Source organism: Streptococcus loxodontisalivarius (genome assembly GCF_016908645.1).
GTDB classification, from domain to species: Bacteria; Bacillota; Bacilli; order Lactobacillales; family Streptococcaceae; genus Streptococcus; species Streptococcus loxodontisalivarius.
In genome coordinates this window covers 1-12,665 of the sequence record NZ_JAFBEH010000051.1, presented here as the reverse complement: position 1 = coordinate 12,665, position 12,665 = coordinate 1, and the positions used below count along the sequence as shown (strand labels likewise).

Here is a 12,665-nt window from a genome sequence, read left to right as displayed (position 1 = left end):
GAGTGCAAAAATCAGATAGTAATCTCAAAATATCTACTGTCTAAAAATTATTTTCTCTTTAAAGCATTGAAATACTTGACAATTGGTAGAAAATAGAGGAGTCTTTTCATGAAAGTAGCAACATTTATTGAGCCTGGGAAAATGGTTCTAACAGAAACTGAGAAATCAAGGATTGAACAGCCGACTGATGCGGTGATTAAGGTGATTCGTGCCTGTGTTTGTGGATCTGACCTCTGGTGGTTCCGTGGTCAACAAGATAAGAAATCAGGAACCTTTGCTGGTCACGAGGCGATTGGAATTGTTGAAGAAGTCGGAAGTGAAGTAACGGATATTAAAGTCGGTGATTTTGTTATCGCACCCTTTACTCACGGTTGCGGTCACTGTGCAGCCTGCAAGGCTGGCTTTGATGGTTCTTGCCAAAATTATCAGTGGGGTGGGGAACCAATTGGTTATCAGGCTGAATACCTTCGTTTTAAAAATGCTAATTGGGCCTTGGTTAAAATTCCAGGTCAACCGTCAGATTATTCAGATGCTCAGCTAAATTCATTCCTCAGTCTGTCAGATGTAATGGCAACTGGTTATCACGCAGCAGTAACTGCCGAAGTTAAAGAAGGTGATACTGTCGTGGTAATGGGCGACGGTGCCGTTGGTCTCTGTGGTGTTATTGGTGCGAAATTGCGTGGTGCGAAGCGCATTATCATTATGAGTCGTCACAAGGACCGTCAGGATTTGGCTTTGGAATTTGGTGCTACTGATGTCATTGCAGAGCGTGGTGATGAAGCTGTTGAAAAAGTTATGGCTCTTACTGATGGAGCAGGTGCGGATGCTATTTTAGAATGTGTCGGTACAGCACAATCGGTTGATACAGCAGTAAAAGTAGCTCGTCCAGGAGCTGTTATTGGTCGTGTTGGTGTGCCTGAAGATTCAACAATGGATACAGGTGCCCTCTTCTTCCGAAACATCGGATTACGAGGTGGGATTGCATCTGTAACTGGACCTGATAAGGAAGTTCTACTTGAAGCTGTTCTTTCAGGTCAAATCAATCCAGGTAAGGTTTTCACTAAACAATTTGCACTTGAGCAAATTCAAGAAGCATACGATGCTATGGATCAGCGCCAAGCCATTAAATCCTTGATTGTTGTTGACTAAGATAGAGAGTTTATTGTCAGATTTAGCCTTGTGCTAGGTCTGATTTTTTTGTGATAATAGCAGAGCCCATGTCCTAGTTCCTCTTTTTCTAAGAAAAAGAAGTGAAGTTATTTTGCATTTTGGAAAATTGATATTAGAAAAAATACATGAAAATCATTGAAAACAATCAATCAGAAGTCAAAAGTGCTTAAAAATGATATGTTATTAAAAAATCTGACAAAGGTTTCTTTTTATTTATCTTATCCTTTATGATATAATTTAAAGTGAGAAATTTTATTTTAAATTGCTATACAGGAGCTATATAAATCAATGTTTTGGAATGAAAAACAGTTTAAATATTCAATTAGAAAGTTTAGTTTTGGAGCTGCCTCGGCAGTTATCGGACTTGTTGCCCTAGCAGGCTTGTATCAGGCACCAACTGTACTTGCTGCTACGACCACAGCGACGACTACCAGTAAAAAAGAGGTCATCCAGTACAAGTATGTTATGTACTCAGATCTTACGGAAGATGAAAAAGCTAAGCTAGTTGCAAATCTGCCATCTGATAAGGTGGGAGACTACGAGACATATTATATGGTCTACCGTACCAAAAACGGTGAGACTGTCAATATCGGTGTAGGGAGCACAAGTGGATCATCAACGACGGTTTCCTCAACTGAGAAATCAAATGTTGTAGCACAGGCTATTGATGCTGTCCTTCCAACAACTAGCTCTAAAGAAAGTGCCTTGGCTATGCTGGCTGGAGGTGCTATGGTCTTGATCGGAGTCTCTCTGCTTAAGGATAAGAAGAAACGTATTATCTCAAGCATTTTGATCATTGGAGCAAGCGGAGCTATCAGTTTATCTGCTGTATCTGCTTTGAGTTCAAGTAACCTATCAGTATTTGATAAGACCTATGAGTTGGAAGTTGGAGCAACCTTGCCAGATATGGTCTTGGATATTGATGGCTATGAGTTTGTCGGTTATGTCTTGGTTGATGAAGATGCCCAAACGACAAACGCCCAAACAAGTCCAGTTGTTTCTAACAATATTGCTGCGCCAAGTCAATTGACGACAAGTCAGACTAACCCTGTTAGTCAAATCACACTTTCTACGGCAACAAGCCAAGCAAGTAGCACGACAACAAGTACCTCAGCTACAACGAGCGCCGTAACAGGAATCTCAGCGACAAGTAGTTCAGCTACAACAAGTGAGACAAGTGCTGCGACAGAGACACCGACAACAAGTCAAGTTACCACAAGTTCACTGACAAGTGAGACTCCAGTAACAAGTACAACAAGCCAGGTAAGTAGTACGACAACAGGTACCTCAGCTACAACAACGAGTCAGGTTACCACAAGCACACTGACAAGTGAGACTCCAGTAACAAGCGCAACAAGTCAAGCAAGTAGTACGACGACCAGCTCTACAAGTGCTACAACAGGAATCACAACGACTGCAACTACAAGCACAGCAGCGACAAGTAGTTCAGCAACTAGCAGTGAGACAAGTGCAGTAACGGAGACTCCGACCACAACGAGTCAAACTGTAACAAGTGCCACAACGGGAACATCAACAAGTTCAAGCACTACAACAACAAGTACTTCAGCAACAACAACGAGTGCTACAAGTACTACAACAGAAACTCCGACGACAACGAGTCAAACGACTACAAGTTCACGAACAAGCGAAGCGCCTGTGACTAGTGCAACAAGTCAGTCAACTAGTACGACAACTACAACAAGCGCCACAACGGGAACATCAACAGGTTCAAGTACAACGACAACCACGAGTCAGGTTACCACAAGCACACTGACAAGTGAAACGCCTGTAACAAGTACGACAAGTGCTACAACAGGTACTTCAGCTGCTACAATTTCAAGTACAGCTACTAGAACTTCAGCTACAACGAGCGCTACAAGTGCAGTAACGGAGACTCCGACCACGACGAGTCAAGTTACCACAAGTACACTGACAAGTGAGACCCCAGTAACAAGTGCAACGAGTCAAGTAAGTAGCACAACAACTGCTACAAGTACCGCAGCTACAACAAGTGAGACAAGTGTTGTAACAGAAACACCGACGACAACGAGTCAGACTACAACGACTTCACTGACAAGCGAAACTCCAGTAACAAGTACAACGAGTCAAACGACGACAAGTTCATTAACAAGCGAAACTCCTGTGACTAGCGCAACAAGTCAAGCAAGCAGTGCGACAACGACGAGTCAAACGACAACAAGCACACTAACGAGTGAAACTCCTGTGAGTAGCGCAACGAGTCAGGCAAGTAGTACGACAACAGGAACTTCAACCAACTCAAGTACCTCTGCAACAACCAGCAGTGAGACAAGTGTTGTAACGGAGAGACCAACGACAACAAGTCAAACGACAACAAGCTCATTAACAAGCGAGACTCCAGTAACAAGTACAACAAGTCAGGTAAGCAGTGCGACAACGACTACAAGTACAACTGCAACAACCAGCAGTGAGACAAGTGTTGTAACGGAAACACCAACGACAACAAGTCAAACGACAACAAGCTCATTAACAAGCGAGACTCCAGTAACAAGTACAACGAGTCAGGCAAGTAGTACGACAAGTGCAACGAGTGCGACAACAGGTACTTCAGCTACAACGAGTGCTACAAGCGTTGCAACGGAAACTCCGACGACAACGAGTCAGACTACAAGTTCACTGACAAGCGAAACACCAGTAACAAGTACAACAAGTCAGACAAGCAGCACGACAAGTGCAACGAGTGCGACAACAGGTACTTCAGCTACAACGAGTGCTACAAGCGTTGCAACGGAAACTCCGACGACAACGAGTCAGACTACAAGTTCACTGACAAGCGAAACACCAGTAACAAGTACAACAAGTACAACAAGTCAGACAAGCAGCACGACAACTACAACGAGTACCACAACAGGAACCTCAGTAAGTTCAAGTACAGCGACAAGTACCTCAGCTACAACGAGCGCTACAAGTGCAGTAACGGAGACTCCGACAACCACGAGTCAAACTGTAACAAGTGCGACAACGGAAACACCAACGACAACGAGTCAAACGACAACAAGCTCACTGACTAGTGAAACACCAGTAACAAGTGCGACAACGGGAACATCAACAAGTTCAAGCACAGCTATTAGCACTTCAACTACTACAAGTTCAAGCGCAGCGGTAAGCACTTCAGCTACAACGAGTGAGACAAGTGTTGTAACAGAAACACCGACGACAACGAGTCAGACTACAACGACTTCACTGACAAGCGAAACGCCAGTAACAAGCGCAACAAGTCAAGCAAGTAGTACGACGACCAGCTCTACAAGTGCTACAACAGGAATCACAACGACTGCAACTACAAGCGCTGCAGCGACAAGTAGTTCAGCAACTAGCAGTGAGACAAGTGTTGTAACGGAAACACCAACGACAACAAGTCAAACGGCTACAAGTTCAAGCACAGCTACTAGCACTTCATCTACCTCGGCTACAACGAGTGCTACAAGCGTTGCAACGGAAACTCCGACGACAACGAGTCAGACTACAAGTTCACTGACAAGCGAAACACCAGTAACAAGTACAACAAGTCAGACAAGCAGCACGACAACTACAACGAGTACCACAACAGGAACCTCAGTAAGTTCAAGCACAGCGACAAGTACCTCAGCTACAACGAGCGCTACAAGTGCAGTAACGGAGACTCCGACAACAACGAGTCAAACTACCGCAAGCACACTAACAAGTGAAACACCAGTAACAAGCGCAACAAGTCAAGCAAGTAGTACGACAACGGCAACAAGTACGACAACAGGAACTTCAACCAACTCAAGTACCTCTTCAACAACCAGCAGTGAGACAAGTGTTGTAACAGAAACACCGACGACAACGAGTCAGACTACAACGACTTCACTGACAAGCGAAACGCCAGTAACAAGTCAAACAAGTAGCGCTAGTGCAACGCAGACAACTGAGACAAGCGAAACGTCAATGACTTCGACGATTAGTAATGTTTCAAGTGAGATTGCTGCAACGATTTCTTATGAGACTGTGACGGAAACTATTCCGTTTGGCACTGAGATTGTTGAAGATGCTAGTCTTGCTGTTGGTCAAATGCAAGTTTTATCTGAGGGTGTAAATGGTTCTCGTGAGTTGACTTACAGAGTGACTAAATCTGCAGATGGTAGTGAGACGCGTCAGCTTATTTCTAGCAAGGAAACTCCAGCAGTTAATCAGGTGCTTGCTGTTGGAACTAAGGAGGAGACGACGAGTCAAGAGCCCGTTCTGCGTGATGAAATCGTGACGATTCCTTATCAAGTGATCTACCAAGATGATCCGACTCTTGAGGCTGGCACTGAGCAGGTGCTTCAAGAAGGTGTTAACGGTAGCAAGCAATTGTCTTATTCAGATGGAAATCTAGTTAGTGAGACAATCTTGTCTAATCCGACTGATAAAATCATTCGAAGAGGTACTCTGGTTACGACGAGCACAAGTATCGTGACTTCGGAAACTCAGGTTAGCTCAGTAAATCCAGATACTTCTGAAACAACTGTCTATACCTCAGAGGTAAGTACTGAAATTGAGATTACTTCTGAAGCTCCAACGGTTACACGCACTGAAACTCAGGTCATTCCTTATGATGTTACTTATCAGGATGATCCTAGCTTGGAGGCTGGACAAGAGGTTGTTGAGCAAGAAGGTATGGATGGAAGCAAGACTTTGACCTACACCAACGGTCTTTTGACAAGTGAAGTGGTGACGCTCAGTCCTATTTCGAAAATCATTCGTATTGGAACTAAGCAGGCACTAGATCGTTCGGTTCTCCTTGCCAGTCTTGACCGTGTTAGCGGTTTGCAGGCGACGGATTATACGAGCGACTCTTATCAGATTTTTGCGACAGCTCTTAGTCAGGCCATTGCGGTTTATGGCAATAGCGGAGCTAGTCAGGCAGAAATTGATTCTGCCCAGTCTAGTTTAGAGCAAGCCTATGCAGGTCTTGTTTTGGCTAGCGCAAGCTCTGAGTCTACGACTAGTCAGGAAGTCTCAACAAGCCAAGTTCAGTCAACTGATAGCACAGCTATTTCCTCAGAAAATCAAAGTTCTGAATCTGTAACGACATCGCAGGGAGACAGCCAATCTACAGTCGACAGCAGCTCTGCTCAAGCAGTAGATAGAGGGGTGTTGGAGGCAGCTATCGCAAATGCTGAGGCTTTGACTGCAAGCGACTATAGTCAGGCAAGTTGGGCACAAGTAGAAACGCGTCTAACGGAGGCTAAGGCAGTCTTGTCAGACACTAGTGCTAGTCAGTTGCAACTCGACCAGGCTAAGGATGCCTTAGAATCTGCCATGGCAGCGCTTCTTGTAGACAGAGAAAAATTACAGGGTTTGGTGACAGAAGCCGAAGCTAAATCTGCCTTGGACTATAGCCCAAGTTCATGGGCGGCGCTGGAAGAAAGTTTAAGCGCGGCTCAAACCTTGCTTGCGCAAGAAAGTCCAAAACAAAGTGACTTAGATCAAGCTGCTGAGTCACTCAGCCAAGCCCTGTCTCAACTAGAAAGTCTCGTTAGAACTAGCGATAGTAAAACAGTTACTCGTACCATCAACTTCATCTACGAAGACGGTAGTCAGGCGGCGGATTCAGTCAAACAAGAAGTGACCTTCACACGAACAGCGACTGAAAATCAAGCAACAGGCGAAATTACTTATAGCGATTGGAACGAAGCCAGTCAGACCTTCCCAGAAGTCGCAATCGAAAGCAAGGAAAATTATGAGACAGATTTGGATCTTGTTCCAAGTTTTGATGTGATTGCAAGTGACGAAGATGAAATTATTGATGTTATCTACGTTGCCAAACGTCAGGTAACAAGTGAAAGTAAGACAGTTACTCGAACAGTCAACTTCGTCTACGAAGACGGCATTCAAGTGGCAGATTCTCTTGTTCAGGAAGTGACCTTTACGCGACCAATAATCGAAAATCTGGCGACAGGAGAAGTTGTCATCGGTGATTGGGATAGCGACAGTCTCTTCTTCCAACCAGTGACGGCACCAACGCTCGATAATTACAGTCTTGCATCTGACTACTTGTCTGAAGCTCAGGTAACAGCAGACAGTCAAGACTTGACCTATGACTTCGTTTATCAAGCAATCAAGAAAACATCTACTGACAGCAAGACCACCACTCGTACCATTAACTTCGTCTACGAAGATGGTAGTCAGGCCGCTGATTCGGTTACACAAGAAGTGACTTTCACACGTACAGTGACTGAAAATCAAGCGACAGGCGAAATTACTTATAGTGATTGGAATGAAGCCAGTCAGACCTTCCCAGAAGTTGCAATCGAAAGCAAGGAAAATTATGAGACGGATTTGGATCTTGTTCCAAGTTTTGATGTGATTGCAAGTGATGAAGATGAAATTATTGATGTTATCTATATCGCCAAACGTCAGGTAACAAGTGAGAGTAAGACAGTCACAAGAACAGTTAACTTCTTCTACGAAGACGGCAGTCAAGCTGCAGATTCTCTTGTTCAGGAAGTGACCTTTAGTCGTCCAGTAATCGAGAATTTGGCGACAGGCGAAATTGTCATCGGTGATTGGGATAGCGACAGTCTCTTCTTCCAGCCAGTGACAGCACCGGCGCTTGATAATTACAGTCTCGCATCTGACTACCTGTCTGAAGCTCAGGTAACAGCAGACAGTCAAGACTTGACTTATGACTTCGTATATCAAGTAATCAAGAAAACATCTACTGACAGCAAGACTATCACCCGCACCATTAACTTCATTTATGAAGATGGTAGTCAGGCTGCTGATCCAGTCACACAAGAAGTGACTTTCACACGAACAGTGATTGAAAATCAAGCAACAGGTGAAATCACTTATAGCGACTGGAATGAGTCTGATTTGACTTTTGAGGAATACACTAGTCCAGTCAAGGAAAATTATCAGGCTGATCCTGAGCAAGTTTTAGGTCAAGATGTGACGGCAGATTCTGAAAATCTGGAAGTTACGGTGACTTATGTGCCGCTTAAGTCTGACACAATCGTCAGCAAAATTGTCACTCGTCGCTTCCGACTTTTGGATGACGATGGTAATCAGCTGGCAGACGATATCGTTCAGAGTCAGACTTTCACACGCTCTGCAAGTGAAAATCTTGCGACTGGTCAAGTGACCTACGGTGACTGGGATTTGGCATCTGCTGAATTGCCAGCAATCAGTCTTTCTGATCTTGACGGTTATGAGTCGGATGTCACAAGCATTGCTGCTGAGATAGTGACAGCAGATTCTTCTGATAGCGAGCAGGTAATCACTTATACCGCTAAGTTCCTTGAAATTAAGGATGTGGATGAAGCAGGGCTTTATAGTACGGATGAGAGTGGTCTTACGACACGTATCCTCAGTCTGTCAGAGATTCCAGAAGATCTTTCAACCTATTTTGTGACGGTGGATTCAGATCGTTTCAAGAAAATGCAACTGGCAGTTTCATCCATTACTGAGGTTGAGGAAAATGGCACAGCTTATTATCTGGTAACGGCTGCCTATCCTCAATTGAAACAGGATGATGACTATGATGGCTATGCGACAAGTTATCAGTTCAAACTTGCCAAGCAGGATAGTCAGCTGACAGGAATCACAAGTTTCCGTCAATTGGTTCAAGCAATCACTGAAAACCCTGCTGGCTCTTATGTCCTTGCTAATGATTTGTCGGCTGAAGACTATCCGCTTCTTGCTGGTCAAACGTCTTATATTACAAGTAGCTTTACTGGTCAACTGACTGGACTGAATAATGGCACAGCTTTTGCTATATATCATCTGCAAGCACCGCTATTTGCCAATCTAAATGGAGCTACTGTGTCGAATCTGGACCTTAAGTCAGTGGATATCAATCTGAATAGCAGTACAGTCGGGGCTCTGGCTCAGGTGGCTGAAAATGCTACGATTATTTCTGATGTGGCTGTTGAAGGGCAAATCGATGTTAACTATGTGGCGGGTAGCTATGATGATACACTGGATGCTTCGGTTGATGCTGACCTCAATCTTGGGGGAATCGTTGGTAAGTTGAGTGGATCGACTTTGACCAATGCAAGCTTTACGGGAACTATCGATTCTGATACAGCAAGTATCCGCTACGTTCGTGATGGCTATCTCTACTATGCTTATAATAATACTGGCGGTTTAGTCGGAAACATCAGTAATAATGCTAATCTGACTTACAGCCAGTTCAATGGGACAATCAGTCTTGGTAATTCAGACTACAACCGTGCAGGTGGTCTTGTTGGTCGTTTTGAAACAAGTAGCTACAAGTCAGAAGTCATGAATAACTATGCTCAAGGGCAGTTGATTAATCAAGGTGCATCAAGTTCTGTTGCTGGTTTGATTGGGGCTGCTCCAAGCAGTAGTCGTACCATTAAAAACAATCTGTCAGCTATGCAGGTAACCAATGGTTTCTTGACGGTAGGTTCTGGTCGAAATAGTCTAAATGTCAAGCAGTATTATGTAGACGGACAGGCATCTGGAACAAGCAATGCCATTTGGGATAGTGCGCTCAGTCAAACAGATGCAGCTGCGCTCTTGGCATCTTGGACTGGAATGACAGCGACAACAGCTGATAGCAAACAGACGCTAGACAATCAGTTTGATGTGGATTACAGTCAGGTTAAGGGTTACCAAGAGGCTTATGCGCAGGCTTACGCTAATATGGAGAAATTCCTGCCCTTCTATAATCGTTCTTATCTGGTTAAGATGGCTAACAGTCTGTCTGCTGAGAATAATCTGGTGACTAAGACTGTTCTGTCTGTGACAGCTATGGTTGATAATACAGTTGTCTCAGATATTTCTGGTCAGAAGACTGCTATCAATAAGCTAATGGTCAACTATGCTGATGGCACTATTGATTATCTGGATGTGACCTACAAGACTGACTTTAAAGATAGTCAGGTTGCTGAGTACCAAGTGAACAATTCGAGTCTGATTTTCACTCCTAGTCAATTGCTCAATAGCTATGACAATATTGTTGCAGAGGTGATTGATTCACTTAAATCACTGGATTACACAGGGGATTTAGTTTGGAAGGCTCTTGCAACGAGCGGAGACCAAGAAGATAAGATTCAGAAGCTCTACCTTGCAGACCAGTTCAAAGAAATTCAGGACAATCTCGATACTATCTTGCCAAATATTCTTGGGACTTCAAGTGTTTATGCTAGTGACCAAGCGGTGTCATCTTACATTTTGGCGCATCAAGCAGAGCTTATGCTCGGTTTGTCTTACATCAGTCGCTGGTATAATATCGACTTTGGAGATACCAATGTTCAAAATCTGGTCAGCTTCCATCAGGATTTCTTCGGTAAGCCGATTGAGACACTTGATTGGTTGATTGAGGTTGGTTCAGCTGGATACGATGCCTTGAATCCGGTCTACAATAACCTTAAAACAGAACAGTTTGTCGGTCAGAATAATGAGACTGAGACTCTTCCAGCTTATCTGGAAAGTTTCCGTCAGCGTTTTGCTGGTGATACGACAGCTGCGTCATGGTTCTATTCAGCAGCCAAGGCTTATATCGTAGAAGCAAGCTCTTACGATACTGATGGTCAGGAAATCGGTACGGCTAAGCTCTATGATAAGTTGAATACGCGCGTGGTCAATAGCACAGCTGTTGTCAAACTGACTCAAGATTATGGCAATATGATTTTGCCACTTTTGACAGCTACTGAGAATAAGATCTATATCATTTCAACCATGGAAGGTATTCAGGTAGGTTCAATTGAGACCTATGTGGATTCAAGTCTTGAGGAACTCAGTCCAGAACTTTATGCAGCTAACCTAGCAGCCTTCAAGGAAATTGTTGCTAAAGAAGCTGAAAACCAGTCTGAGTACTGGGAAGCTTGGTACCGTCTGGCTAGTGGTAACGTCAAAGATAAATTGAAAACAGCTCTGCCGACTTGGGATACACTTTATCTCTACGGGCACACTGCCTGGTCGACAGAGTATGGTGATTCTAGCTTGACGGCGGTTAAGGACTTGTTTGGACCAACAGGTCACTATCACAGTCTGTCGTCATCAAATCAAAATGCGGAAGCTTATTCTGACACATCAAATATCTACTTTGTTCAGGTCAATGCACTTAGTCAAACCAATAATCAGGGGAGCTCTATTTGGACGCATGAGCAGACTCACGTTTGGGATGCTAAAGTCTTCCTAGACGGTCAGTCTGAACGTACAGGTGTTGGAATGGAAGCCTATGCGGAAGGCTTGTTGCAATCACCACGTGATAACCGTATCCGTAACGCCTTTGCTCTTAACTTGGTCAATGATTGGACTAGTGAGGAAAATCCTTATGCTGAGTACAATGCTAGTCCAGAGCGTTTCCAAACACGTCAGGATCTGCAGGATTACATGCACAGTGTCATGGATGTCCTCTATGTTTTGGATTATGCTGAGGCTATGTCTATTACTAAATTGACATCGGATGAACAGCGTAATTTGGTGACGCATTTGACTGAGGTGGCGCGTGCTAGCGATTCTGTTAATACAGATGATTACTTTATCTCTTATACGGATGAAGAATGGGCTGGGCTCAAGTTAGAAACGATTGACGACTTTATCGATAATGGTGTAGCTCTCAGTCGCCTCTATAAATCAGGGACACTAGGTAGTTCAAACAGCACCAGCTACTCAACAGGTTACCTCAAGGTAGATATGTTCACGCCTTTCTATAGTTTGGAAGAAAATAGTCAGGGTGCCTCAGGTGGTTATACCTTCAGGCGCGTGGCTTTCGAGCTACTTGCCTACGCTGGTTACGATGCCTTTGTTGCCTACACTTCAGGCGAGTACAAGACAGATGCGGAAGCTATTTCTGCCATCTTCAATGGGGCTTACAGTGACTTGAACGACTTCAAGAAGGCCATGTTTGCTGAACGTCTGGCTAAGCTGGATAGTTTGCAGGCGGTCAGCTTTACTTCGAGCGGTAAGTCATACAGCATTAGCTCTTATGAAGATCTCCAAGCCATTATGGATGACTTGGTTGCTGCTGGAAATAGCAGTGCTATCTATAACTTTAAACGTGATCTCTTTGTTGCCTACAAAGATTTGACGAATGAATTTACAGACGGTGATATTTTTACAGTCTAAAATAGAAAAAGGGTTTAGAAATGTATATTTCTAGGCTCTTTTCTTTTTGGCTTGTTAATCTGAATCTTGAGTTTAAAAGATTATTCTAAGCAGAAGTCAGTAAAATCACGATAAAACGAAATATAAAGTATTCTGAAAATAATCATTTTGAAATTATAAAATGACTTATAAAAGTATATATTCTGCTTTCTAAGAATAAAATGAGTCTTTTCTAAAATAGATTTTTTCTTGGAAAATGATAGAAACTAAGGCTTATCTAAGGGTATTTGGTAAAATAGAAAGTTCTAAAATGAAGTTAGCCAGTTGAAGGCATGAAAAAAAACATCTCAGAGAGATATAATGTAGTCACCACAACACACACTAGAAGGACTCCGAGATGCAAGAATATTATACACCAAAAGGCAAACATT

Annotated in this window: 2 protein-coding genes; both read left to right on the top strand. The window is 43.6% G+C overall.

Going from position 1 to position 12,665, the window contains the following annotated elements; translation table 11 throughout:
• The first annotated feature begins 108 nt into the window (after nucleotides 1-108).
• Nucleotides 109-1,149, top strand: a complete 1,041-nt coding sequence (locus JOC28_RS09165; RefSeq protein ID WP_205010392.1) for a zinc-dependent alcohol dehydrogenase family protein — start codon at nucleotides 109-111, stop codon at nucleotides 1,147-1,149.
• Nucleotides 1,150-1,458: 309 nt separating this feature from the next.
• On the top strand, nucleotides 1,459-12,255 hold the full coding sequence (locus tag JOC28_RS09160) for a mucin-binding protein (protein WP_205010391.1): 10,797 nt from the start codon (nucleotides 1,459-1,461) through the stop codon (nucleotides 12,253-12,255).
• The last annotated feature ends 410 nt before the right edge of the window (nucleotides 12,256-12,665 follow it).